This is a genomic window from Variovorax sp. UMC13 (assembly GCF_014170375.1).
GTDB lineage: Bacteria > Pseudomonadota > Gammaproteobacteria > Burkholderiales > Burkholderiaceae_C > Variovorax.
Genome location: NZ_LZZW01000036.1, coordinates 278,648 through 303,600, shown reverse-complemented (window position 1 = coordinate 303,600; position 24,953 = coordinate 278,648). Strand labels below are relative to the sequence as shown.

The 24,953-nt window shown below is 69.6% G+C and carries 23 protein-coding genes; 17 read left to right on the top strand and 6 right to left on the bottom strand.

The genetic code is table 11. The features are described 5' to 3' along the window. Both A9977_RS31015 and A9977_RS31010 read right to left on the bottom strand, forming a co-directional pair. The gene (locus tag A9977_RS31015) at nt 1–795 is read right to left on the bottom strand and encodes a biotin--[acetyl-CoA-carboxylase] ligase (protein ID WP_183028647.1); all 795 of its coding nucleotides are present in this window, start codon (nt 793–795) and stop codon (nt 1–3) included. Between the two features lie 11 nt (nt 796–806). After that, nucleotides 807–1,418, bottom strand: a complete 612-nt coding sequence (locus tag A9977_RS31010; RefSeq protein ID WP_183028646.1) for an SET domain-containing protein — start codon at nt 1,416–1,418, stop codon at nt 807–809. Nucleotides 1,419–1,597: 179 nt separating this feature from the next. Between A9977_RS31010 and A9977_RS31005 the strand changes: the two genes are divergently transcribed. Together A9977_RS31005 and A9977_RS31000 are read left to right on the top strand one after the other, a co-directional pair. After that, nucleotides 1,598–4,534, top strand: a complete 2,937-nt coding sequence (locus A9977_RS31005) for a DNA topoisomerase III (protein ID WP_183028645.1) — start codon at nt 1,598–1,600, stop codon at nt 4,532–4,534. 83 nt (nt 4,535–4,617) lie between these two features. Further along, nucleotides 4,618–4,809 carry a hypothetical protein gene (locus A9977_RS31000; RefSeq protein ID WP_183028644.1) on the top strand — a complete coding sequence of 64 codons (192 nt, stop codon included), beginning with the start codon at nt 4,618–4,620 and terminating at the stop codon, nt 4,807–4,809. 16 nt (nt 4,810–4,825) lie between these two features. Here the strand turns inward: A9977_RS31000 and A9977_RS30995 are convergent, their stop codons facing one another. Next, nucleotides 4,826–5,455, bottom strand: coding sequence for a TetR/AcrR family transcriptional regulator (locus tag A9977_RS30995; RefSeq protein ID WP_183028643.1), 630 nt, complete (start codon nt 5,453–5,455; stop codon nt 4,826–4,828). A gap of 71 nt (nt 5,456–5,526) precedes the next feature. Between A9977_RS30995 and A9977_RS30990 the strand changes: the two genes are divergently transcribed. Genes A9977_RS30990 through A9977_RS30980 form a run of 3 tightly spaced genes read left to right on the top strand, consistent with a single transcriptional unit; the run spans nt 5,527 to nt 9,552 of the window. Beyond that, on the top strand, nt 5,527–6,357 hold the full coding sequence (locus A9977_RS30990) for a thioesterase family protein (protein ID WP_183028642.1): 831 nt from the start codon (nt 5,527–5,529) through the stop codon (nt 6,355–6,357). 28 nt (nt 6,358–6,385) lie between these two features. Beyond that, on the top strand, nt 6,386–8,026 hold the full coding sequence (locus tag A9977_RS30985) for an acyl-CoA dehydrogenase family protein (RefSeq protein ID WP_183028641.1): 1,641 nt from the start codon (nt 6,386–6,388) through the stop codon (nt 8,024–8,026). A gap of 17 nt (nt 8,027–8,043) precedes the next feature. Continuing rightward, a complete protein-coding gene (locus tag A9977_RS30980; RefSeq protein ID WP_183028640.1) occupies nt 8,044–9,552 on the top strand; it encodes a class I adenylate-forming enzyme family protein in 1,509 nt (502 codons plus the stop codon). Nucleotides 9,553–9,561: 9 nt separating this feature from the next. On the opposite strand, the gene A9977_RS30975 is transcribed toward A9977_RS30980, so the two are convergent. Then, nucleotides 9,562–10,449: a gamma-glutamyl-gamma-aminobutyrate hydrolase family protein gene (locus A9977_RS30975; RefSeq protein WP_183028639.1), complete on the bottom strand. Its 888-nt coding sequence runs from the start codon at nt 10,447–10,449 to the stop codon at nt 9,562–9,564. A 131-nt stretch (nt 10,450–10,580) separates the two neighbouring features. Between A9977_RS30975 and A9977_RS30970 the strand changes: the two genes are divergently transcribed. From A9977_RS30970 to A9977_RS30925, 10 genes are all read left to right on the top strand, one after another. Continuing rightward, nucleotides 10,581–11,636, top strand: coding sequence for a sugar phosphate isomerase/epimerase (locus A9977_RS30970; RefSeq protein ID WP_183028638.1), 1,056 nt, complete (start codon nt 10,581–10,583; stop codon nt 11,634–11,636). Between the two features lie 328 nt (nt 11,637–11,964). Continuing rightward, nucleotides 11,965–12,222 (top strand): hypothetical protein, encoded by a 258-nt coding sequence (locus A9977_RS30965; RefSeq protein WP_183028733.1) that lies wholly within the window; start codon nt 11,965–11,967, stop codon nt 12,220–12,222. 52 nt (nt 12,223–12,274) lie between these two features. Continuing rightward, nucleotides 12,275–12,541 carry a translation initiation factor IF-1 gene (infA, locus tag A9977_RS30960; RefSeq protein WP_183028637.1) on the top strand — a complete coding sequence of 89 codons (267 nt, stop codon included), beginning with the start codon at nt 12,275–12,277 and terminating at the stop codon, nt 12,539–12,541. A gap of 23 nt (nt 12,542–12,564) precedes the next feature. Further along, a complete protein-coding gene (gene dbpA / locus A9977_RS30955; RefSeq protein WP_286555340.1) occupies nt 12,565–13,962 on the top strand; it encodes an ATP-dependent RNA helicase DbpA in 1,398 nt (465 codons plus the stop codon). A 35-nt stretch (nt 13,963–13,997) separates the two neighbouring features. Next, nucleotides 13,998–14,168, top strand: coding sequence for a hypothetical protein (locus tag A9977_RS30950; RefSeq protein WP_183028635.1), 171 nt, complete (start codon nt 13,998–14,000; stop codon nt 14,166–14,168). A 218-nt stretch (nt 14,169–14,386) separates the two neighbouring features. After that, a complete protein-coding gene (locus tag A9977_RS30945; RefSeq protein ID WP_183028634.1) occupies nt 14,387–15,256 on the top strand; it encodes a branched-chain amino acid ABC transporter permease in 870 nt (289 codons plus the stop codon). Then, nucleotides 15,253–16,263: a branched-chain amino acid ABC transporter permease gene (locus A9977_RS30940; protein WP_183028633.1), complete on the top strand. Its 1,011-nt coding sequence runs from the start codon at nt 15,253–15,255 to the stop codon at nt 16,261–16,263. Before A9977_RS30945 ends, A9977_RS30940 begins: the two co-directional genes overlap by 4 nt. Then, complete coding sequence (locus tag A9977_RS30935) at nt 16,256–17,020, top strand: ABC transporter ATP-binding protein (RefSeq protein ID WP_183028632.1); 765 nt, start codon at nt 16,256–16,258, stop codon at nt 17,018–17,020. Before A9977_RS30940 ends, A9977_RS30935 begins: the two co-directional genes overlap by 8 nt. After that, nucleotides 17,007–17,714 carry an ABC transporter ATP-binding protein gene (locus tag A9977_RS30930; protein WP_183028631.1) on the top strand — a complete coding sequence of 236 codons (708 nt, stop codon included), beginning with the start codon at nt 17,007–17,009 and terminating at the stop codon, nt 17,712–17,714. Before A9977_RS30935 ends, A9977_RS30930 begins: the two co-directional genes overlap by 14 nt. A gap of 29 nt (nt 17,715–17,743) precedes the next feature. After that, nucleotides 17,744–18,940, top strand: a complete 1,197-nt coding sequence (locus tag A9977_RS30925; protein ID WP_183028630.1) for an ABC transporter substrate-binding protein — start codon at nt 17,744–17,746, stop codon at nt 18,938–18,940. A gap of 20 nt (nt 18,941–18,960) precedes the next feature. Here A9977_RS30925 and A9977_RS30920 read toward each other — a convergent pair whose 3' ends face one another. Next, the gene (locus A9977_RS30920) at nt 18,961–20,277 is read right to left on the bottom strand and encodes an Nramp family divalent metal transporter (RefSeq protein WP_183028629.1); all 1,317 of its coding nucleotides are present in this window, start codon (nt 20,275–20,277) and stop codon (nt 18,961–18,963) included. A gap of 150 nt (nt 20,278–20,427) precedes the next feature. Here A9977_RS30920 and A9977_RS30915 point away from each other — a divergent pair, with 150 nt between their 5' ends. Further along, nucleotides 20,428–22,878 carry a catalase gene (locus tag A9977_RS30915; RefSeq protein WP_183028628.1) on the top strand — a complete coding sequence of 817 codons (2,451 nt, stop codon included), beginning with the start codon at nt 20,428–20,430 and terminating at the stop codon, nt 22,876–22,878. A gap of 85 nt (nt 22,879–22,963) precedes the next feature. Next, a complete protein-coding gene (locus A9977_RS30910) occupies nt 22,964–23,758 on the top strand; it encodes a transglutaminase family protein (RefSeq protein WP_183028627.1) in 795 nt (264 codons plus the stop codon). A 22-nt stretch (nt 23,759–23,780) separates the two neighbouring features. On the opposite strand, the gene A9977_RS30905 is transcribed toward A9977_RS30910, so the two are convergent. Beyond that, nucleotides 23,781–24,944, bottom strand: a complete 1,164-nt coding sequence (locus A9977_RS30905; protein WP_183028626.1) for a YihY/virulence factor BrkB family protein — start codon at nt 24,942–24,944, stop codon at nt 23,781–23,783. Between the last annotated feature and the right edge of the window lie 9 nt (nt 24,945–24,953).

The following is a 24,953-nucleotide window of genomic DNA, read 5'->3' as shown; positions in this document are numbered from 1 at the left end:
TCAGGCGCCCGCGCGGACGCGAGGCCGCACGCTGACTTCGGAACTGCTGATGACCTGCAGGCCGGCCGCGGTCTGCACCCGCAGCTCGCCGCCCCAGCCCACGCCGTCGCAGAGCCCGGCGGTGCCGTCGCTGAGCTGCACTTCGCGCCCGCGCAGCGTGTCGCGCTGGGCGAAGCGCTCGGCGAAGGGTGCGAAGCCGCGTTCGGCAAAGGCCTGCACGGTGTCGACCAGCGGCGGCACCACGGCGCGCAGCAGTTCGCCCGCGCTGGCCTCGGGCCGCCATTCGCCGATCCAGGCCGGCGGCGTGTTCAGGCCCTCGGCCTCGCGCGGGCCCAGGTTCAGGCCGATGCCGATCACCAGGTAGCGCTGCGCGGACTCGGACTGCGGCAACGCGGTCTCGATCAGGATGCCGCCGAGCTTGCGGTCCTCGCGCCAGAGGTCGTTGGGCCACTTGAGCTGCAGGCCCGCGGCGCCGCCCGGGTCCAGGCTCTCGGCCACGCTCACGCCCACGGCCAGCGACAGGCCCGACCAGTCGCGCGGCGCCAGCGGCAGGCCCAGGGAAAAGGTCAGCGAGGACAGCTGCGCGCTCTGCCAGGGCCGGCCGAGCCGGCCGCGCCCGGCGGTCTGGCGCAGCGCCACCAGCAGCACCGGGGCGACGCTGCCCTGGCGCGCCCGGCGCATGAGCTCGGTGCTGGTCGAATCGATCTCGGCCACCACCTCGACGCCGAAGCCCGGCAGCCGCGGCGCCACGGCGGCGGTGATCTCGTCCTCGAACCAGGCGCTGGGCTGCTGCATCGCGGGCATCCTCAATCGGCGGCCTTGGCCTTCTTGCGTTTCTTCTTTTCGGCCTTCTCGGCCTTTTCGAGCTTCTCCGCCTTGGCCGCCTTCTTCTCGGCCTTGGCCTTGCGGGCCTTCTTCTTCGCCTTGCGCGCCTTCTTCTCGTCGTCCTCGTCCTTGGGCGTGAGCAGCGTGCCGCGGCAGGTCTCGGCGCCGCACCAGCAGGGGAACTCGGCCAGCAGCTCGGGCGTGTACGGCAGGTCGATCATCAGGCCGTAGTCGTAGTTGAGCTCCTCGCCGGCCGGGATGTCGCGCAGCGCCTTGATGAAGATGCGGCCCTCGATCTCGTCGGCCTCGCAGTTCGGATCGCAGGCATGGTTGATCCACTTGGCGGCGTTGCCGTCGACCTTGCCGTCGATCACGCGCTTGTCGTCGACGTGGAAGTAGAAGGTGTGGTTGGGCTGGGCCGGATCGTGCGGATGGCGGCGCAGGGCCTCCTTCCAGGTGATCACCTCGCCCTTGTATTCGATCAGCGTGTCGCCCTTGGCGATGTCCTGCACGGCGAACACGCCCTTGCCGTGGACGCCCGAGCGGCGGGTCTGGATGCGGCGGCCTGGGATCGAGGGGATTTTTGAAGGCATCGCCGAAGTCTGATAGTTTGAATATGCACACACATGCGCGTGCGTGCGCACGCGAGAGCCGCCGATTGTAGGGCGCACTCGCGTTGCACACTGCACGCCATGGCTGCCGTCCGAGGGGACCGCGGGCCGCCGACCGGCAGCCCGGGACCGCCTCGCCCCATTTTTTGAATGCTGGACTTATGAAGACACTGGTAATTGCAGAGAAACCGTCGGTGGCGCAGGACATCGTCCGCGCCCTCACGCCCACGGCCGGCAAGTTCGAACGCTACGACGAATACTTCGAGAGCGAGCAATACGTCGTGACCAGCGCCGTCGGCCACCTGGTCGAGATCCAGGCGCCGGAGGAATTCGACGTCAAGCGCGGCAAGTGGAGCTTCGCCAACCTGCCCGTGATCCCGCCCCACTTCGACCTCAAGCCGGTCGACAAGACCAAGACGCGCCTCAACGCCGTCGTGAAGCAGGCCAAGCGCAAGGACGTGACGCAGCTCATCAACGCCTGCGACGCGGGCCGCGAGGGCGAGCTGATCTTCCGGCTGATCGAGCAGTACGCAGGCGGCAAGGCGCCGCTCAACAAGCCGGTGCGCCGGCTCTGGCTGCAGTCGATGACGCCGCAGGCGATCCGAGACGGCTTCGCCTCGCTGCGCACCGAGCAGCAGATGCAGGGCCTGGCCGACGCGGCGCGTTCGCGCTCCGAGGCCGACTGGCTGGTGGGCATCAACGGCACGCGCGCCATGACCGCCTTCAACTCGCGCGACGGCGGCTTCTTCCTCACCACCGTGGGCCGGGTGCAGACACCCACGCTGTCGGTGGTGGTGGAGCGCGAGGAGAAGATCCGCAAGTTCGTGAGCCGCGACTACTGGGAAATCCACGGCGCCTTCCAGGCCGAGGCCGGCCAGTACCCGGGCAAGTGGTTCGACGCCAGCTTCAAGAAGCCGCCGCCGGGCCCCGACGGCGTGGCCGACCCCGAGCTGCGCGCCGACCGCGTGTGGAATGAACGCGAGGCGCGCGAGATCGCCGACGCGGCGCGCGGCAAGCCCGCCACCGTCACCGAGGAATCGAAGCCGACCACCCAGGCGTCGCCCGCGCTGTTCGACCTGACCTCGCTGCAGCGCGAGGCCAACGGCCGCTTCGGCTTCTCGGCCAAGACCACGCTGGCGCTGGCCCAGAGCCTCTACGAACGCCACAAGGCGCTGACCTACCCGCGGACCGACTCGCGCGCGCTGCCCGAGGACTACCTGCCGGTGGTCAAGGACACGATGAAGATGCTGGCCGACAGCGGCATGAAGCACCTCGCCCCGTTTGCGAAGCAGGCGGTCGACGGCAGCTACGTCAAGCCCAACAAGCGCATCTTCGACAACGCCAAGGTGTCGGATCACTTCGCCATCATCCCGACGCTGCAGGCCCCGAGCGGCCTGAGCGAGGCCGAACAGAAGCTCTACGACTTCGTGGTGCGCCGCTTCCTGTCGGTGTTCTTCCCGAGCGCCGAATTCCAGGTCACGACCCGCATCAGCACGGTCGAGACCAATGGCAAGAAGTACCCCTTCCGCAGCGACGGCAAGGTGCTGGTCAAGCCGGGCTGGCTCGCGATCTGGGGCAAGGAGGCCGTGAGCGAGGACGACGAGAAGGACGGCAAGAACCTGGTGCTGGTGAAACCCGGCGAGGTCGTGAAGACCGAATCGGTCGACCCCAAGGCGCTCAAGACCCGTCCGCCCGCGCGCTATTCCGAAGCCACGCTGCTGGGCGCGATGGAAGGCGCGGGCAAGACCATCGACGACGACGAGCTGCGCGAGGCCATGCAGGAGAAGGGCCTGGGCACGCCCGCCACGCGCGCCGCCACCATCGAAGGCCTGATCGCCGAGAAGTACATGCTGCGCGAAGGCCGCGAGCTGATCCCGACCGCCAAGGCCTTCCAGCTGATGACGCTGCTGCGCGGCCTGGGCGTGGAGGAACTGTCCAAGGCCGAGCTCACCGGCGAGTGGGAATACAAGCTGGCGCAGATGGAGAAGGGCGCGCTGAGCCGCACCGACTTCATGCGCGAGATCGCCGAGATGACGCAGCACATCGTCAAGAAGGCCAAGGAATACGACCGCGACACCGTGCCCGGCGACTACGCCACGCTGGCTACGCCCTGTCCCAACTGCGGCGGCGTGGTGAAGGAGAACTACCGCCGCTACAGCTGCACCGGCAAGCCGGGTGCCGAGCCCTGCGGCTTCTCCTTCGGCAAGTCGCCGGCCGGACGCACCTTCGAAGTGGTCGAGGCCGAGGCGCTGGTGCGCGACAAGCACATCGGCCCGCTGGAAGGCTTCCGCTCCAAGGCCGGCTGGCCCTTCACGGCCGAGATCATCCTCAAGTACGACGAGGAAGAAACCAAGAACTGGAAGCTGGAGTTCGACTTCGGCGACGACAAGGACGGCGAGAGCGGCGAGATCGTCGACTTCAGCCAGCAGGACACGGTCGGCCCCTGCCCCGTCTGCGGCGCGCCGGTGTTCGAGCACGGCTCGAACTATGTCTGCGAGAAGTCGGTGCCCACCGAAGGCCAGCCGACGCCGAGCTGCACCTTCAAGACCGGCAAGGTGATCCTGACCCAGCCGGTGGAACGCGCGCAGATGGAGAAGCTGCTGGCCACCGGCAAGACCGACCTGCTCGACAAGTTCGTCTCGATGCGCACGCGCCGCGCCTTCAAGGCCTTCCTGGTCTGGAACAAGGACGAGGGCAAGGTGACCTTCGAGTTCGCGCCGCGCGAAGGCGGCAGCAAGTTCCCCGCGCGCAAGACCTTCTCCAAGGCGGCGCCGGCGAAGAAGGTCGCGGCCAAGAAGACCGCCGCGGCGAAGACGCCGGCCGCCAAGAAGGCGGCCACGCCCAAGGCCCCGCGCAAGCCGGGCGCGGGCCTCAAGCCCAGCGACGCGCTGGCCGCGGTGATCGGCGCCGAACCGGTGGCGCGCACCGAGGTGATCAAGAAGCTCTGGGACTACATCAAGGCCAACGGCCTGCAGGACGCGGCCAACAAGCGCGCGATCAACGCCGACGCCAAGCTCAAGCCCGTCTTCGGCAAGGACCAGGTGACGATGTTCGAACTGGCCGGCATCGTGGGCAAGCACCTCACGGCAGGCAGCTGACCGGAGGCGCGTACGGGGTGTTACCGCACCCCCGCGCGCAGCCCCTACAGTGGGGCGTTCGATCGCCCCTCTTGGAGCCGCCCGTGCCTCTTTCCCCGCGCCCCTTTCTCGTCCCCGTGCTGCTCGCCGCGGCGGCGCTCGCCTCGGCCTGCGGCGGCCTGCCTTCCGCGGGCGACCGCCGTGTCGACGGCCCGACCGCGGGCAGCCCGCGCAGCGGCGTCGAGGCCTTCGGCACCATCGATGCCGGCGTGAGCCGCTACGAGCAGAAGAAGTAGCGCTGCCGCTTCCCGTTCAGGCCGCGCCGGCCAGGTAGCCGTGCAGCGCGCCGCGCAGCTGCCGTGACAGCGCCGGCAGGTCCGGCCGGCCGCCGGTGCCGATGTGCGCATGCGCCATCAGGCCGTAGAGGATGGTCTGGCTCACGCGGGCCGCTTCCTTCTTCCGGCAGTCGGGCGCGAGGTCCGACGCGGCCTCGAGCGCGCCCACCCATTCCGTCACGAAGCGGTCGTACATCTTGCGATAGGCCTCCGGGCCCGAGAGGTGGCGCTCGAGCAGGTAGTGCGCGCCCCAGGCCAGCGGCTGCTCGCGGTGGGCCTCGACCTGCGAATCGATGACCGCATCGACGATCTCGCGCAGCGGCCGGCCCGCCTGCGCGGTGACGGCCGTGCGCATGGCCAGCAGCAGCGCCTTGGAGCGCAGGTGCAGGCACACGCGCGCCAGGTCCTCCTTGTTCTCGAAGTACTCGTAGAAGCTGCCGAGGCCCGTGCCCGCCACGGCCACGATCTCGCGGATGGTGACCGCGGCATAGCCCTTCTCGACCCAAAGCCGAACAAAGGCTTCCTGCAGGGCCTGCGAGGTGTGGCGCGCGCGGGACTGGCGCGGCTTTCTCCTGGGCGCGGCGGCCGGTGCGCGGGCGCTGGTCATCGGCGCCGAACCCGAACACCTTGGGGCCCGGTTGTTCCTAGAATTTTTGGAGACATCCAAGGCATTCTGCAATGACCCCCACTGACACCGCCCCCGAGGATTCGCGCACCGCCGTCTACACCGGCGCGGGCGACGCCTGGCAGCCCAGCGCGCTGTCGCGCGGCCCCTGGGACCCGCGCGCCCAGCACGGCGGCGCGCCCTGCGGCCTGCTCGCGCATGTGGCCGAGCGCGCCGCGCCCGGGCCCGGCTGGCAGCTCGCGCGGCTCACGGTGGAGCTGGTCCGGCCGGTGCCGGTGGCGCCGCTGGTCACGCGCACCCAGGTGCAGGCCTCGCGCGCCACGGTGCGCGTGGGCATCGAGCTGCTGGCGGGCGAGGTGTGCGTGGCGCGCGCGCATGCGCTGCTGCTGGCCCGGCAGCCGCTGGCGCTGCCGGCCGATCTGCCGGACGCATCGTCACCCCCCTTGCGACCCTTGCCCCGGGACTGCCGCGACAGCGTGCGCATCCCGGGCATGCCCGACGGCATTTCGTTCCACCAGACCGCGCTGGAATCGCGCATGGCGCAAGGCGATGCCAGCCGGCCGGGCCCGGCGGCCGCGTGGTTCCGCCTCGCGCTGCCGCTGGTGCAGGACGTGCCCACCTCGCCCGCCATGCGCGCCGCGGCGGCGGCCGACTGCGGCAACGGCCTGAGCTGGGTGCTGCCGGCCGATCGCTTCCTGTTCACCAACGCCAACATGAGCCTGAACCTGTTCCGCGCGCCCGAGGGCGAATGGGTCGGCCTGCGCTCGGCCACCGAGGCGCACGGCGAAGGCGTCGGCCTGGTCGTGTCCGACCTGTACGACGAGCGTGGCCCGATCGGCCTCGCCACCCAGACGCTGGTGCTGCGCGAGCGCGCAGCCACCTGAAACCTTTCCCGACACTGGAGACAAGACCATGAGCACCACCGGCATCCACCCCGACAACCAGGTTCCCGAACTCAAGGACTACAACCTCTACACGCGCGACCCCGCGCTGCGCGCCGCGGTCGCGCGTGGCGGCGCGGGCTGGCGCGACGACGAGCTGGTGCGCCAGGGGGCCGAGTACGGCGCCGAAGCCACGCTGCGCGCCGCGGAGGACGCCAACCGCCACGAACCCGAGCTGCACACGCACTCACGCATCGGCGAGCGCATCGACCAGGTGCAGTTCCACCCGGCCTGGCACACCATGATGGCCATCGCCCGGCGCAACGGCATCGCCAACCTGCCCTTCTTCGACGAGCGGCCCTCGGCCTGGGTGGGCTACGGCGCCTCGCTCTACATGCACAGCCAGATCGAGTCGGGCTCGACCTGCCCGACCACCATGACCAAGGCCTGCATCCCGGTGATGCGCCGCAACGCCGCGCTGTACGCCGACCTGCGCGCCAAGCTGGCCTCGAACGAACACGATGCGCGCGACATCCCGCTCGAGGGCAAGACCTCGATGACGGTCGGCATGGGCATGACCGAGAAGCAGGGCGGCAGCGACGTGCGCAGCAACACCACGCGCGCCGTGCCCGCCGGCAGCGGTCCATGGGGCGACGAGTTCCTGATCACCGGCCACAAGTGGTTCTTCTCGGCGCCGATGTGCGACGGCCACCTGGTGCTGGCCAAGACCGACGAGCACGGGTCGTCGTGCTTCTTCGTGCCGCGCTGGCGGCCCGACGGCAGCAAGAACGCGATCCACATCCAGCGCTTGAAGGACAAGGTCGGCAACCGCTCCAACTCCAGCAGCGAGGTCGAGTTCAAGGAGGCCTGGGGCGTGCGCGTGGGCGACGAGGGCCGCGGCATCCCGACCATCATCGAGATGGCGACCGTGACCCGGCTCGACTGCGCGCTGTCCAGCGCGGGCTTCATGCGGCAGGCCTTCACGCAGGCCGCGCACTACGCGAGCCACCGCTACGCCTTCGGCAAGGCGCTGGTCGACCAGCCGGTGATGACCGAGCTGCTGGCCGACATGGCGCTCGAATCCGAGAGCGCCACGCTGCTGGCGATGGAGCTGGCCTCGCGCTTCGGCTCGGCCGCGCCGCTGGACACGGCCTGGCGCCGGCTGCTCACGCCGGCCGCCAAGTTCTGGAACTGCAAGCGCGCGGTGGCGCTGACCGGCGAGGCGATGGAAGTCTTCGGCGGCAACGGCTACGTGGAAGACGGCCCGATGGGGCGCCTGTTCCGCGAAGCGCCGGTCAACTCGATCTGGGAAGGCTCGGGCAACGTGATGTGCCTGGACGTGCTGCGCGCCGTTTCGCGCAACCCCGACGACGTGCAGCTGGTGCTCGAACAGCTGCAGGGCATCGCGGCCGGCGAGCCGCGTCTGCTGGCCGAGCTCGAGGCGCTGCGCCGCATGGTGCAGCTGCCGCCGCAGGAACTGGAGCGCCAGGCGCGCCGCTTCACCCAGCGACTGGTGCGCGCCACGCAGGCCAGCCTGATGCTGCAGCACGCGAGCGCCGAGGCCGCGGCCGCCTTCGTGTCCAGCCGCTTCGACCCCGACTGGGGCCCGGTCACCGGCATCAGCGCCGGCACGAGCGACCCCGGCGCGCTGGTGCGCGCGGCCTGGCACTGAAGAACGAGGCGACACCGATGGATTTCGTTTCCCTCCTCGACCAGCACGCCCTGGTCCAGCCCGAGCGCGAAGCGCTGCGGCACAACGGCCGCGCCTGGACCTACGCCGAGCTGGCCGAGCTCACCCGCCGCGCGGCGACCGTGCTGCGCGCCCAGGGCATCGGCCCGGGCGACAGAGTGGCGCTGCTGTGCTTCAACACGCCGGGCTTCGTCATCGCGATGTTCGGCGCCTGGCGCCTGGGCGCGGCGGTGGTGCCGGTCAACCACAAGCTGCAGCCGCCCGAGATCGACCATCTGCTGGCCCATTCGGGCGCCCGGCTGTGCCTGGTCGACGGCACGCTGGCGCCGCAGGCCGCGCGCGTGGCGCACCGCTGCGACTGGCTCGCCACCGCACAGGCCGCCGAGGGCCTGCCGCTGTTCGAGGAGCTGCTGACGCAGGCCGCGCCGCTGGCCGACGCGGCACCGCCGGCCGCCGACACGCCGGCCCAGATCCTCTACACCTCGGGCACCACCGGCAAGCCCAAGGGCTGTCTGCACAGCCACCGCAACGTGTTCATGGCGGCGGTGTGCACGGCCGCCGGCATGGCGCTGTCGCGCAACGAGCGCACGCTGATCGCGATGCCGGTCTGGCACTCGTCGCCGCTCAACAACTGGCTGCTGGGCACGCTGCTGATGGGCGGCACCGTGGTGCTGCTGCGCGAGTACGCGCCCAAGGCCTTCCTCGACACGCTGGCGGCCGAGCGCATCAGCTTCACCTTCGGCGCGCCGATCGCCTTCCTCGCGCCGCTGTCGGTGGTGCCCGACGTGGCCGGCTACGACTTCAGCGCGATGCGCCTGTGGGCCTACGGCGGCGGCCCGCTGGGCGCCAACATGGCGCGCAAGCTGGCGCAGGGCTACCGCAGCGACCGCTTCGTGCAGGTCTACGGCATGACCGAATCGGGCCCGCTGGGCACGGTGCTGTACCCGGAGGACGCAATCGCCAAGGCCGGCTCCATCGGCCGTGCGGGCGTGCCCGGGGTGGCGGTGGAAGTGCGCCACCCGGACGGCCGGCGCTGCGCGGCGGGCGAGGTGGGCGAGATCCACCTGCGCTCACCGGCCGTGATGCAGGGCTACCTTGACAACCCGCAGGCCACGACCGAGGCCTTCGACGCCCAGGGCTGGTACCGCACCGGCGACCTGGCGCGCATCGACGAAGACGGCTTCCTGTTCATCGTCGACCGGCTGCGCGACATGATCATCACCGGCGGCGAGAACGTCTACTCGAAGGAAGTGGAGGACGCGCTGGCCGCCCACCCCGAGGTGCAGGACGTGGCCGTGATCGGCCGCCCGCACCCCGAATGGGGCGAGACGGTGACGGCGGTGCTGGTGGCGCGCCCCGGCTGCACGCTCGAGGCGCAGGCGCTCGGCGCATTCCTCGAACCCCGGCTGGCGCGCTACAAGATCCCGCGCGTCTACGAAGTGCGCGAGACGCTGCCGCGCACCGCCACCGGCAAGCTGCTCAAGCACCTGCTGCGCGCGCCGGCCTGAGCGGCGGATTCAGCGCCGCAGCAGCGCCTGGCGCAGCATGCGCGCCGCGCGGTCGCGGATCTTGCCGGGCGCGCTGCGGTGCGGCCGGTGCGGCTGCACGCGGGCCGCGGCGCAGGCGCCGAGGAAGTCGTTGAGGATGGCCGTGTCGTCGACCGTGCTGATGGTGCTGCCGGCCTTGTGGAACTCGGGGTGCCACTGGGTGGCGGCGATGTAGCCGCGGCCGGCCCGGCCGCTCACGCGGCGGATCGCCTCGGGCACGCGGTCGGGGTAGCTCCAGGCCTCGACCTCGAAACCCGGCGCCAGGTCCTTGATGCCCTGGTGGTGGATGCTGTTGACCCGCGCGTGCTGCACACCCGGGTACATGCGCGAGAGCTGCGAGCCCTCGACCAGCACGATGTCGTGGAAGTTCTGGTCGTAGCTTTCCGGGTCGCGGTGGCGCAGCGCGTTGGGGTGCTGGGTCTCGATGTCCTGGAACAGCGTGCCGCCGAAGGCCACGTTGATCAGCTGCAGGCCTCGGCAGACGCCGAAGATCGGCTTGCCGGCCTGCTCGAAGGCCTCGACCAGCGCCAGGTCGTAGAGGTCGCGGATGCGGTCGCCGACCCAGGCGTCGCGCATCGGCACCTCGCCGTAGCTGCCGGGCCAGACGTCGGCGCCGCCGTGCATCACCACGCCGTCGAGCCACTCGGCGTAGTGCGACAGCTTGGTGTCGCCGCGCGCGGTCTCGCCGGTCGGGCAGGGCACCATCACCACCATGGCGCCGGCGGACATCAGCCAGTGCGCGATCGACTGCTCGACGTACTGCAGGGTCTTGTTGGTGAACAGGGAACGCGAAGGGTCGGCGTGCTGGAAGCAGGCGGAGAGGCCGATCTTCAATCGACCGGCAACGTTCTGAGGCATGGCGGTGGCCGCGGGCGGCGCGGCGGACAGAGACGGAAAGCCATTGTGGCGCCACGCGGCCGCGCAGGCCAGTCGGACGACATGCCTATATGCTTTCGCGCCATGCAGACCGCTCCACTGAGGACACCACGATGAAGACCATCCAAGGCCCGGGCATCTTCCTGGCCCAGTTCGCCGGCGACACGGCCCCGTTCAACTCGCTCGACGCCATCGCCGGCTGGGCCGCGGGCCTGGGCTACAAGGGCGTGCAGATCCCCAGCTGGGACGCGCGCCTATTCGACCTCAAGAAGGCCGCCGAGAGCCAGGCCTACTGCGACGAGGTGCTGGGCACGCTGGCCCGGCACGGCCTGCAGATCACCGAGTTGTCGACCCACCTGCAGGGCCAGCTGGTGGCGGTGCACCCGGCCTACGACGCCGGCTTCGACGGCTTCGCGGCGCCCGAGGTGCGCGGCAACCCGGTGGCGCGCCAGCAGTGGGCGGTCGAGCAGCTGATGCTGGCGGCCCGGGCCTCGGCGCGGCTGGGCCTGAAGACCCACGCCACCTTCTCGGGCGCGCTGGCCTGGCCCTACCTGTATTCCTGGCCGCCGCGGCCGCCGGGCCTGATCGACGAGGCCTTCGACGAGCTCGGCCGGCGCTGGCTGCCGATCCTCAATGCCTTCGACGACGTGGGCGTGGACGTCTGTTACGAAGTGCACCCGGGCGAGGACCTGCACGACGGCGTGAGCTACGAGATGTTCCTCGAGCGCGTGGGCCAGCATCCGCGCGCCTGCCTGCTCTACGATCCGAGCCATTTCCTGCTGCAGCAGCTCGACTACCTGGCCTACATCGACCATTACCACGAGCGCATCAAGGCCTTCCACGTCAAGGACGCCGAGTTCAACCCGAGCGGCAAGCAGGGCGTCTACGGCGGCTTCCAGTCCTGGGTGAACCGCGCCGGGCGCTTCCGCTCGCTGGGCGACGGCCAGGTCGATTTCGGCGCCATCTTCTCGAAGATGGCCACCTACGACTTCGAAGGCTGGGCGGTGCTGGAGTGGGAATGCTGCATCAAGCACCCCGAGGACGGCGCCCGCGAAGGCGCGCCCTTCATCGCCGACCACATCATCCGCGTGGCCGACCGCGCCTTCGACGATTTCGCCGCCGGCGGGGTGGACCGGGCGGCCAACCGGCAGATGCTCGGCCTCGGCTGATGTCGTGCTGTTGTCACGCCAATTAGCAACACTTGTGCCAGATCGGGTAGAATGTGCGGTTCGTTTCGATACCACGACGAAGCACTTCGTCATCCTGCCGGCTGACCTGCCGGATCGCCAGGCGCCTCACTTTCAAGCCGGCCCAATACAGTGTGTTGGAGCGCCAGACCGGGCGCCCATGATTGCCACCACTGCCTTCGTTCCTGTTGAAGCGAATTTCGCGCTGTCTGCGTCCCCGGGTGCTTTTTTTGAAGCCTCCAGCGGCCGGCCCGCGCCCGTTTTCAATTATTTTCAGCGTATTGCGGCGTCGCAATGCGCGAAGGCTTTCATGGACATCATTCAACACAGCGTGGCGGTGGGCAAGTACCTCGTCTCGCCGCTCATCAAGAACCTGGACGACGGTCGCTTCGCCGCGTCCGTGTCGATCCGCTCGGGCCGCGGCAGCGGCATGCACGACCGCGTCATGCGCTTCACCCCCCATTTCTCGAGCCACGGCGCCGCGCTGCGCTACGCGGTCGACCAGGGGCTGGGCTGGGTGCGTGAACGCACCGTCCCGCAGCACACTCCAATGCATTGCGCCGCCTGAGCGGCACACGGCTTTTCCCATCATCATCACGACAACTTTTCAGAGGTAATTCATGGCCAAGGAAGAACTGATCGAAATGAACGGCGCAGTGACGGAAGTCCTGCCCGACTCGCGCTACCGCGTGACGCTCGACAACGGTCACCAATTGATCGCCTACAGCGGCGGCAAGATGCGCAAGCATCACATCCGCATCCTGGCGGGCGACAAGGTGTCGCTCGAGCTCTCGCCCTACGACCTGACCAAGGGACGGATCACCTTCCGCCACCTGGAACGCCGCGGCCCGCCGCCCACCAACAACGGCGGCGCACCGCGCCGTTGATCGACGACCAGAGACGCACCCCAGTGACAGGTTCCGCCACCGGTTTCGGCTCGCTGCCGCTCGCGCCGCAGACGCTCGCCAACCTCACGCAGTTGGGCTATCTGCAGATGACGCCCATCCAGGCGGCCAGCCTGCCCGTGGCGCTGCTCGGCAAGGACCTGATCGCCCAGGCCAAGACCGGCAGCGGCAAGACCGCGGCCTTCGCCCTCGCGCTGCTGGCCAACCTCAACCCGCGCCGCTTCGCGGTGCAGGCAATGGTGCTGTGCCCCACGCGCGAACTGGCCGACCAGGTCACGACCGAGATCCGCCGGCTGGCGCGCGCCGAGGAGAACATCAAGGTCGTCACGCTGTGCGGCGGTGTCGCCCTGCGCGGCCAGAACGCCAGCCTCGAGCATGGCGCCCACATCGTGGTCGGCACGCCCGGCCGGATCATGGACCACCTCGAACGCGGCAACCTGAGCCTCGAGGCGCTCAACACGCTGGTGCTCGACGAAGCCGACCGCATGCTGGACATGGGCTTCTTCGAGGACATCGTGACGGTGGCGCGCCAGTGTCCGCCCGAGCGCCAGACGCTGCTGTTCTCGGCCACCTATCCCGAAGGCATCGCCAAGCTGGCGGCGCAGTTCATGAAGGCGCCGCAGCAGATCACCGTGGCGGCCCAGCACGAGGAAGGCAAGATCGTCCAGCGCTGGTACGAAGTCAAGAACAACGACCGCCTGCACGCCGTGTCGCTGCTGCTCGACCACTTCCGCCCGCAGAGCACGCTGGCTTTCTGCAACACCAAGCAGCAATGCCGCGACCTGGTCGCGGTGCTGCAGGCGCAGGGTTTCAGCGCGATGGCGCTGTTCGGCGAGCTGGAGCAGCGTGAGCGCGACCAGGTGCTGGTGCAGTTCTCCAACCGCTCCTGCTCGGTGCTGGTGGCGACCGACGTGGCCGCGCGCGGCCTGGACATCGCCCAGCTCGAAGCCGTGATCAACGTCGACGTGACGCCCGATTCCGAGATCCACATCCACCGCATCGGCCGCACCGGCCGCGCGGACGCCGAAGGCCTGGTGCTGAACCTGGCCTCGATGGACGAGATGGGCAGCGTCGGCAAGATCGAGCAGCTGCAGGGCCGCGAATCCGACTGGCATGCGCTGGCCGAACTCACGCCCGGCACCGGCGAACCGCTGCGTCCGCCCATGTCCACGCTGCAGATCGTCGGCGGCCGCAAGGAGAAGATCCGCGCCGGCGACGTGCTGGGCGCGCTCACCGGCGACGCCGGCTTCACCAAGGAGCAGGTGGGCAAGATCAACGTCAACGAGTTCTCCACCTATGTGGCTGTCGACCGTCGCATTGCACGCGAAGCGGCCCACAAACTGTCCACCGGCCGTGTCAAGGGCAAGTCCGTCAAGGTACGGCTGCTCGACGATGTGGCTTAATTACGCCCTTCGACCCTTTTTTATCCCGAGCTACCATGCCCAAGAAAATTCGCACCGAGGCAGACCGCATTGCCACCCCCGCCCCCACCCCGCTGCCGGGCTTCAGCCTGCCCAAGATGGGTGGCGGCCAGAAGGTCAGCCTGGAACGCGGCGTCGCCACGCGCAGCAAGAAGAACCCCGGCAAGCGCGCCAAGAAGGGCGGCTGATCCCCAGCCCCTTCGGACCGCTCCGTGAACGACGCGCCTTCGGGCGCGTTTTTCATGGGGCGTCCGCCTGAACCTACCCTTCGGTAGAAAGTCGCAGACGCGACCGTACCGCGGGCAAACCTCAGTCGACCGGCCCCGACCCGGTCCCCACAATGCCTCGCTTGCCCCTGTGCCGCCGACGACGCGGCACGGCCCGGGGTCTTTTGCGAGGGATCGACGTGGAACTGTTCTTTCAGCAACTTCTCAACGGCCTGACGGTCGGCGGGGTCTACAGCCTGGTGGCCCTGGGCCTGACGCTGGTCTACGGCATCCTGCACGTGCCGAACTTCGCCCACGGCGCGTTCTACATGTCGGGCGCCTTCGCCGGCTACTACCTGATGGTCAAGCTGGGCCTGAACTACTGGGTGGCGATGGCCGGCGCGGCGGTGATCGTGGCGGCCATCGCGATGCTGGCCGACCGGCTGGTGTTCCACCCGCTGCGCAATGCGCCCGAGCTGCACGACATGATCGCGGCCATCGGCATCCTGCTGTTCCTCGAGGCCGGGGCGCAGGCGATGTTCGGCGCCGACTTCCACCGCATGCCCACGCCCTACGGCCAGATCGTCGAGATCTTCGGCCTCACCGCGCCGCTGCAGCGGCTGCTGATCATCGTCGGCGCCTTCAGCCTGGTGGCGGTGCTGCACCTGTTCCTCACCCGCACGGTGACCGGCTCGACCATCATCGCGATGGCGCAGAACCCGCAGGGCGCGGCGCTGGTGGGCATCGACGCCACGCGGGTGAAGCTGCTGGTGTTCGCGATCTCGGGCGCGCTGGCGGCCATCGCCGCGGTGCTGTACGCGCCGATCAACCTGGTCTACCCGGCGATGGGCCACCTGGTGATCACCAAGGCCTTCGTGATCATCATCCTGGGCGGCATGGGCAGCTTCCCCGGCGCCATCGTGGGCGGGCTGATCATCGGGCTGGCCGAGAGCTTCGGCGGCTTCTACTTCTCCACCGACTACAAGGACATCATCGCCTTCGTGCTGCTGGTGGTGATCCTGTCGTTCCGGCCGCAGGGCCTGTTCACGCCCAAGGGAGCGCGCGCATGAGCCGGCTGTTCGAAGGCCGCACCGGCTGGGCCCTGCTGGCGCTGGCGGCGCTGGTGTTCCCGCTGTTCGCGCAGAACAACTACCTGATCTCGGTCGCGACGCAGGCCTTCATCATGGCCATCGCCGCGCTGGGCCTGAACCTGATCACCGGCTACACGGGGCAGTTCAACCTCGCGCACGGCGCCTTCATGGCGGTGGGCGCGTACACGGTGGGCATCCTGACGGTCGACCACCAGGTGCCGTTCTGGATCGCCTTCCTGCTCGCGGGCGGCGTGACTGCGGTGCTGGGCTTCTTCGTGGGCCTGCTGTCGCTGCGCCTGAAGGGCCACTACTTCTCGATCTTCACGCTCTGCGTGAGCTACATCATGTTCCTGCTGATCGAGAAGTGGGAAAGCCTCACGCACGGGCCGGTGGGCATCATGGGCATCCCTTCGCCGCCGGGCCTCGGGCCGGTGCAGTTCGGCACGCCGCTGTCGCAGTACTACCTGGTGCTGGCCTTCCTGGTGCTGGGCATCTGGGTCATGGCGCGCATCGTGCGCTCGCTGCTGGGCCGCAGCTTCATGGCGGTGCGCAACAGCGACGAGCTGGCCGAGGCGCTGGGCATCGACCTGATGCGCACCAAGACCCTGTCCTTCGTGCTATCGGTGGTCTATGCGGGCTTCGCGGGCGCGCTCTATGCGGGCCAGGTGCGTTTTCTCGGGCCCGACCTGGCGAGCGAGGTCGTGACCTTCGACCTGGTGATGTTCGTGCTGGTGGGCGGCGTCGGCACGCTGCTCGGGCCGCTGGTGGGCACGCTGCTGGTGACCTACCTCACGCAGAGCCTGCAGTTCCTGCAGGACTACCGCATGGTGGTGTTCGGGCCGGTGCTGATCGCGCTGATCATCTTCCTGCCCGACGGCCTGGTCGGCACCTGGCTCAAGCGCCGCGCGCGGCGTGCGGCGGCGCTGGCGCCGGCCCCTGCAACTCCCCCTGCAGCGCCGGCCAAGGAGGACCCGTCCCATGCTTGAGATCACCGGCCTCACCAAGCAGTTCTTCGGCCTGACCGCGGTCGACGACGTCACGACGCGCTTCGAGCGCGGCCAGGTCAGCGCCATCATCGGGCCCAACGGCGCGGGCAAGACCACCTTCTTCAACCTGGTGGCCGGCACGCACCCGCCGACCTCGGGGCGCATCGTGTTCAAGGAGCGCGACGTGACCGGGCTGCGGCCCGACCACGTGGCACGGCTGGGCATCGCGCGCACCTTCCAGAGCACGCACCTGTTCGACAACGCCACCGTGCTCGACAACCTGATCGTGGGCCACCGACTGCGCACGCGGTCGGGGCTGTGGGACGTGCTGGTCAATTCGCGCCGGCTGCGGGAGGAAGAACGCCTATGCCGCGAGAAGGCGCGCGAGGCGCTGGACTTCGTCGGGCTGTCGCACGTGGCGCACCGCATCGCGGCCGACATCACGCAGGAGGAGCGCAAGCGCGTGGCCTTCGCGCTGGCGCTCGCGACCGACCCCGAACTGCTGCTGCTGGACGAACCCGCGGGTGGCGTGAACCCCGAGGAGACCGTCGGCCTGGCGGCGCTGATCCGCAAGCTGGTCGACCACGGCAAGACCGTGTGCCTGATCGAACACAAGATGGACATGATCATGCGGCTGGCCGACAAGATCGTGGTGCTGAACAACGGCGCCAAGATCGCCGAGGGCACGCCCGCGGAGATCCGCCGCGATCCGCAGGTGATCGAAGCCTACCTGGGAGCCGACCATGCTGCGGTTTGAGAACGTCGACCTGCACTACGGCAGCTTCCGCGCGCTGCAGGGCCTCACGCTGCATGCCGAGGCGGGCGAGCTGGTGGTGCTGCTGGGCGCCAACGGCGCGGGCAAGACCTCGATCTTCATGGCGGCCAGCGGCATCCACAAGCCCAGCGCCGGCAGCATCCGGCTGGCCGAGCGCGAGATCGCGGGCATGCGCACCGCGCAGATCGTGCAGGCCGGCCTGGTGCAGTGCCCCGAGGGCCGCAAGCTGTTCCCGATGATGACGGTGCGCAAGAACCTGGAGCTCGGCGCCTATGTGCACCGCGGCGACAAGGCCGGCATCCGGCGCTCGATCGACGAAGTCTTCGGCCTGTTCCCGATCCTCGAGAAGAAGCAGAACGACCCCGCCGGCTCGCTGTCGGGCGGCCAGCAGCAGATGGTGGCCATCGGCCGCGCGATGCTGGGCCGGCCCAAGGTGCTGCTGCTCGACGAGCCCTCGCTGGGCCTGGCGCCGCTGGTGGTCAAGCAGGTGTTCGAGGTCATCCAGCGCATCAACCAGGCCGGTACCACCGTGCTGCTGGCCGAGCAGAACGCCTTCTCGGCGCTGTCCATCGCGCACCGCGCCTACGTGATCGAGCGCGGGCGCATCACGCTCGAGGGCGACCGCGATTCGCTGCTCAACAACGAAGCCGTCCGGGCCGCCTACATCGGCGCCTGATTTTCTTTTTCACACCGGAGACAACACCCATGAAGAACGAGATTTCCCCCGCTGGCCTGCCCCGCCGTCGCCTGGCGGCCCTGCCGCTGGCCGTGGCCCTGCTCGCCACGCTCGGCGCCGGCGCCGCCTCGGCCCAGGACGTGGTCAAGATCGGCTTCACCGGCCCGCTGTCGGGCGGCGCCGCGCTCTACGGCAAGAACGTGGTCAACGGCATCGAGATGGCGCTCAAGGAGATCAACGCGGCCGGCCTCGAGGTGGCGGGCAAGAAGGTCAAGCTCGAGCTGGTCGCGCTCGACGACAAGTACGCGCCGGCCGAGGCCGCGATCAACTCGCGCCGCCTGGTGCAGCAGTACCAGACGCCGGCGGTGTTCGTGCCGCACTCGGGCGGCATCTACGCGATGCAGGCCTTCAACGAGCAGGAGAAGTTCATCGTGCTGGCCTACTCCAGCACGCCCAAGATCACCGAGACCGGCAACAAGCTGACGATCCGCATCCCGCCGACCTTCGCCGGCTACATCGAGCCCTTCACGCGCTACGAGATGGCCAAGTTCGGCAAGAAGGTCGGCATGCTGCCGGGCGACCACGAGTACGCGAAGAACTGGAGCGCGCTGTTCGAGCCGGCCTGGAAGAAGGCCGGCGGCACCGTGGTGTCGAACAACCCCATGTCGTACAACCGTTCGGCCGACTTCTACAGCGGCGTGAGCCGCGTGCTGGCCGAGAAGCCCGACGTGCTGTTCATCGGCGGCCCGTCCGAGCCCTCGGCACTGGTCGCCAAGCAGGCGCGCGAACTGGGCTTCAAGGGCGGCTTCCTGATCATGGACCAGGCCAAGTTCGACGAGATGGCCAAGGTCACGGGCGGCCTGGGCGCGCTCGAGGGCTCGATCGGCGTGCTGCCGGTGTCGGACGACGTGCGCGTCGGCCCGCAGACCTTCGCCGCGGCCTACCGCGCGGCCTACGGGGCCGACAAGGCGCCCACCACCGAGTCTTCCTACAACTACGCGATGACGCACGCGCTGGCCGGCGCGATGAAGCTGGCCGGCAGCACGAGCGACGCCGCCGCCATCCGCGCCAAGATCGGCGAGGCCATGACCAAGCTGCCCAAGGAGGTCAATGCGGCCGACTTCCGCGGCGTGGACGCCACGGGCGGCACGCTGCTCGATCCGCTGGTGGCCACCGTCGAAGGCGGCAAGATCAAGCCGGTGAACCTCAGCGACCTGATGAAGTGAGGCGGTGAAGCCCGCCGTGCTCAGCCGAGCACGGTGGCGACCAGCCACACGTTCGCCACGCTGATCACGGCGAACAGCGTCCACGCCGAGGCCTTCATCACGGGGCCGTTGGCGTGCTCGCCCATCAGCGCGCGGTCGCTGGTGAAGCGCACCAGCGGCCAGATCGCGAAGGGCAGCTGGAAGCTCAACACCACCTGGCTCAGCACCAGCATCTTGCCGATGCCGCCGTCGCCGAACCAGCGCACGCCCAGGTAGGCCGGCACCAGCGCCAGCGCGCGCGTGATCAGCCGGCGCTGCCAGCAGGGGATCTTCAGGTCGAGGAAGCCCTCCATGATGATCTGGCCCGCGATGGTGCCGGTGAAGGTCGAGCTCTGGCCCGAGGCCAGCAGCGCGATGCCGAACAGCGTGGCCGCCAGCGCGCTGCCCACCAGCGGTTCGATCAGGTGGTAGGCGTCCTCGATGTCGGCCACCTCGTGGTGGCCGCTGGCGTGGAAGGCGCTGGCCGCCAGCACCATGATCGCGGCGTTGACCAGCAGCGCCAGCGACAGCGACACCACCGCGTCCAGCGTGCAGAAGCGCAGCGCCTCGCGCCGGGCCGCCTCGGTGTGGTCGAGCAGCCGGGTCTGGACGATCGAGGAGTGCAGGTAGAGGTTGTGCGGCATCACGGTGGCACCCACGATGCCGATCGCCAGGTACAGCGCGCCGGGCTGCTGCAGCCGCGCGAGGCTGGGGCCGAAGCCCATCGCCACGCCGAACCAGTTGGGCTGCGAGATCGCGAGCTCGACCGCGAAGCAGCCGGCGATGGTCAGCACCAGCGCCAGCACGATGGCCTCGACCCGGCGGAAGCCCGCGCCCTGCAGGCCCAGCACCAGCAGCGTGTCGAAGGCGGTGATCGCGATGCCGACCGGAATCGACACGCCGAACAGCAGGTGCAACGCGAGTGCGCTGCCCAGCACCTCGGCCAGGTCGCAGGCCACGATGGCCAGCTCGGCGCCCAGCCAGAGAAAACGGTTGACGCGCGGCGAGTAGTGCTCGCGGCAGGCGCGCGCCAGGTCCTTCTGCGCCACCAGCCCCAGCCGCACGCACAGCGTCTGCAGCAGCATGGCCGCCAGGCTGGCCAGCAGCACCACGAACAGCAGGCCGTAGCCGTACTTGGAGCCGGCCTCGATGTCGGTGGCCCAGTTGCCGGGGTCCATGTAGCCGACCGACACCAGCAGGCCGGGGCCGGCATAGCGCCAGAGCTTGCGGTGCAGGGGCAGGCCGGGATCGATGGCGATGCTGCCCTTGACTTCGGAGGGACAGAAGGGCGCCGTGGCGGTGCGGGGCAGCAAGGACATGCGTCGGATGATAGGGCGCGCTGCCAGAGCGGATCGGCCGCATGGGACAGCGCCCGTGGCAAGCGGTGGTGGCGTCCTACAGGCCGGGCGGGGTGCGCTGCCTAGCGTGGCGCTCCCCCCCACCTGAATTCATCCGGAAATCCCACCGCCATGGCCAAATCCCGCGCTCCCGCACAACGACCCGCGCCCTCGCCGGTCGACCCCGCCACGGCCGTCGCAGCCCAGACCGCCGCCCGCAACACCGACAGCGGACCGGCCCATCCGGCGCCGCCCAACGCAGCCCCCGGCGATCTGCCGGCCCAGCGGGCCGCGGACACGCAGGCCCTGGTGGCCGCAATGCCGGCCAACACCAACAAGCCGCTGGAACACGGCGAAGCCAATGCGCCGACGCCGTCGCGAGGCCTGAGCGTCACACCGGCCTCGCGCCTGCCCGGCGGCAGCACGCTGTCGGAAGCCAACCCCTCGGACAAGACCGGCACGGTCGCGGCCGAAGGCGTGAACGCCACCATCGACACGCTGGACCGCGTGCGCGTCGATTCCTCGGGCCAGCGCCTCACGACCAACCAGGGTGTGCCGGTGGCCGACAACCAGAACTCGCTCAAGGCCGGCGTGCGCGGGCCGGCGCTGCTCGAGGACTTCATCCTGCGCGAGAAGATCACGCACTTCGACCACGAGCGCATCCCCGAGCGCATCGTGCATGCGCGCGGCTCGGCCGCGCACGGTTTCTTCGAGGCCTATGCGCCGCTCACCGAGTACACCAAGGCGTCGCTGTTCGCCGAGGCCGGCAAGATCACGCCGGTGTTCGTGCGCTTCTCGACCGTGGCCGGCGAGCGCGGCTCCAAGGACACGGCGCGCGACGTGCGCGGCTTCGCCGTCAAGTTCTACACCGACGAAGGCAACTGGGACCTGGTGGGCAACAACATGCCGGTGTTCTTCATCCAGGACGCGATCAAGTTCCCCGACCTGGTCCACGCGGTCAAGCCCGAGCCGCACCACGGCATGCCGCAGGCCGCCTCGGCCCACGACACCTTCTGGGATTTCGTCGGCCTGATGCCCGAATCCACCCACATGCTGATGTGGCAGATGAGCGACCGCGCGATCCCGCGCAGCTACCGGATGATGCAGGGCTTCGGCGTGCACACCTTCCGCCTGGTCAACGAGGCGGGTGAATCGGTGTTCGTGAAGTTCCACTGGCAGCCCAAGCTGGGCACGCACTCGCTGGTGTGGGACGAGGCGGTGAAGATCTCGGGCGCGGACCCGGACTTCCATCGCCGCGACCTCTGGGAAGCCATCGACGCGGGCGAGTACCCCGAGTGGGAACTGGGCCTGCAGATCTTCACCGAGGAACAGGCCGAGGGCTTCAGCTTCGACATCCTCGACGCGACCAAGATCGTGCCGGAGGAACTGGTGCCGGTGCAGATCGTGGGCCGCATGGTGCTCAACCGCAACCCCGACAACTTCTTCGCCGAGACCGAGCAGGTGGCCTTCTGCACCGCGCACATCGTGCCGGGCCTGGACTTCACCAACGACCCGCTGCTGGCCGGGCGCATCCACTCCTACGTCGACACGCAGATCAGCCGGCTCGGCGGGCCGAACTTCCACGAGCTGCCGATCAACGCGCCGATCGCGCCGGTGCACAACAACCAGCGCGACGGCATGCACCGCCAGGCGATCCACCGCGGCCGCGTGGCCTACGAGCCCAACTCGCTGGCCGGCGGCTGTCCCTTCCAGGCCGGCGCGGCCCAGGGCTTCACCAGCGTGTCCAAGCGCATCGATGCGCAGGAATCCAGCGACAAGGTGCGCGCCAAGCCCGAGAAGTTCGCCGACCACTACACGCAGGCCACCTTGTTCTTCGAGAGCCAGACGCCGGTCGAGCAGGCGCACATCGCGGCCGCCTTCCGCTTCGAGCTGTCGAAGGTGACCGTGCCAGCGGTGCGTGAACGCGTGATCGCGGGCCTGGTCAACGCCTCGCCCGCGCTGGCGGCGCAGGTCGCGGCCGGCCTGGGCATGGAAGTGCCGCCGGCGCTGCCGCGCGCGCTGGAGACGCCCGCCACGCCCGAGGTCGAGCGCTCGCCCGCGCTCTCGCTGATGGCGCGCCCCGGCGACGGCGGCATCCGCTCGCGCAAGATCGCGCTGCTGGTGGCCGACGGCGTCGACGGTCCGTCGCTCGCCGCACTGCAGGCTGCGCTGTTCGAAGCCGGCGCGGTTCCGCGGCTGGTCGGTCCGCGCCTGGGCCGCTTCACCGCGGCCACGGGCGAAGTCTTCGAGGCCGACGCCTCGATGGAGAACAGCCCCGGCTTCCTCTTCGATGCGCTGGTGCTGCCCGACGGCGAAGGCGCGGCCGAAGCGCTGGCCGCGGTCGCCCACACGCTGGACTTCGTCAAGGACCAGTACCGCCACTGCAAGACCATCCTCGCGCTGGGTGCCTCGCAGGCGCTGCTGAGCGAGGCCGGCGTGCCTCTGACCCTGCCCGACGGCGCCGCCGACCCGGGCCTGATCCTGGCCGACAGCGCGCACGTCGAGGCGGCCACGGCCGACTTCATCGCCGCGGTGGGCCTGCACCGGCACACGGCGCGCGACAGCGATCCGCCGCGGGTCTGACCGCATTCGTCGACTTTGGCGGTCACGCGGGCGCCATGCCCGCGTGGCACGCTGCGGCGCTTCCAACCCTTCCGAAGATCGACGAATGAAGCTCCAAGCCAACTGCACCATGACCGTGAAGGCCGCGGTCGATTGCCCCGTGGTCGCGATGCTGCGCCCGCGCAGCGGCCTGGCGCAATGGATGATCAGCGAGCGCTACGAGCTCTCGCCCTGGGTGCGCACCACCGAGTACGTCGACAGCTACGGCAACCTGTGCCAGCGCCTGACCATTCCCGAAGGCGAGATGCGCATCGAGGTCGAGATGGTGATGGAGACCGAGCAGTACATCCGCGTCACGCCCGGCGCGCCGCCCACGCCCGTCGACCGGCTGCCCGACGACGCGCTGCTCTACCTGCTGCAGAGCCGCTACTGCCCGTCCGACAAGATGGAGGCGCGTGCGCTCGAGATCGTGGGTGATGCCGCGCCCGGCTACGACCAGGTGGAGGCGATCCGCCACTGGATCCACTCCAACCTGGTCTACCAGTACGGCGTGAGCGACGCCACCACCGACGCGCTCGACACGCTGGCGCACGGCGCCGGCGTGTGCCGCGATTTCTCGCACGTGGGCGTGGCCTTCACGCGCGCGCTCAAGATCCCGGCCCGGATGGTGGTGGGCTACCTGCACACGCTCGATCCGATGGACATGCACGCCTGGTTCGAGGCCTTCATCGACGGGCGCTGGTACACCTTCGACGCCACGCAATCCCAGCCGCTGGGCGGCCGCATCGTGGTGGCCTACGGCCGGGACGCGGCCGACGTGGCCTTCGTCTCGAACTACGGGCCGCTGGAGATGGGCGAGATGCGGGTCACGGTGCAGCACCTGGAGACGCCGCTGCCCTGAACTTTCCCCCGCCGTGGGGGACTCAGGACTGCCGCGCCCGGCGCGCGGCCCGGCGCTGCCGTTTCTGCCAGCGCGCGACCACGCCGCTGGCCAGCGTCGCGAGCGCGAGCACGGCCACCTGGCGCGTCAGTTCGGACGTGGTCTTCTGCAGCCGGAGCGCGATCTGGCGCTGTGTCTCGGCGGTGCGCTCAAGGGTGGCCTCGTCGTCGGTCGGTGCCCGCGACGCCTTCTGCGCGGCGACAGGCGCCACGGCGCCGGCCGCCACCGCCGCGGGCGCCGCATCGGTGCCGGCATCGGCAGCCGCGGCCGTGGCGCGCGTGCTGGCCACGGCCTTGGCCCCGGCCACCGAGCCGTGCTCGTCGGCATAGACCTTGGTGAACTCGGCACCCAGCAGGAAGATCTGGGCCGCGTAGTAGACCCAGGCCAGCAACACCACCAGCGAACCGGCGGCGGCAAAGGATTCGGCCACGCCGCTCTTGCCGATGTACAGGCCGATCAGCATCTTACCCACCTCGAACAGCACCGCCGTCACGACCGCGCCGACCCAGACGTCGCGCCAGCGGATCGCGGCGGTGGGCATGAACTTGAAGATCATCGCGAACAGCACGGTCGTGATGGCCAGCGAGATCAGCACGTTGAGGCCCTGCAGCAGCAGCTCCCAGCCCGGCATCAGCCCGCCGGCCCAGCCGCCGAAGGCCGCCACGCCGGCGCTGACCAGCAGCGAAACCATGAGCAGGAAGACCAGGCCGAGGATCAGGCCGAACGACAGCACGCGCGCGCGCAGCACCGCCCAGACGCCGCTGGGCTTGTCTGCCTCGGGCACGTGCCAGATGCGGTCGAGCGCGCTCTGCAGTTCGGCGAACACCGTGGTCGCACCGACCAGCAGCACCACGATGCTGATGCCGCCCGCCACCAGCCCGCGGGCCGGCGCGTCGGCACTCTTGATCAGCCCCTGGACCGCGATCGCGCCGTCGCGCCCGATCAGGCCCTGCAGCTGCGCGACGATCTCGCCCTGGACCGCCTCGCGGCCGAACACCGCGCCCGCGATGGCGATCACGATCACCAGCAGCGGCGCCAGCGAGAACACGGTGTAGTAGGCGATCGATGCGCCCATGCTGGGCGCGAAATCGTCGATCCAGGCCGTGACGGCCTTGCGGCACAGGGCGAACAGGTGTTGGGGCTTCATGGCGGCGAC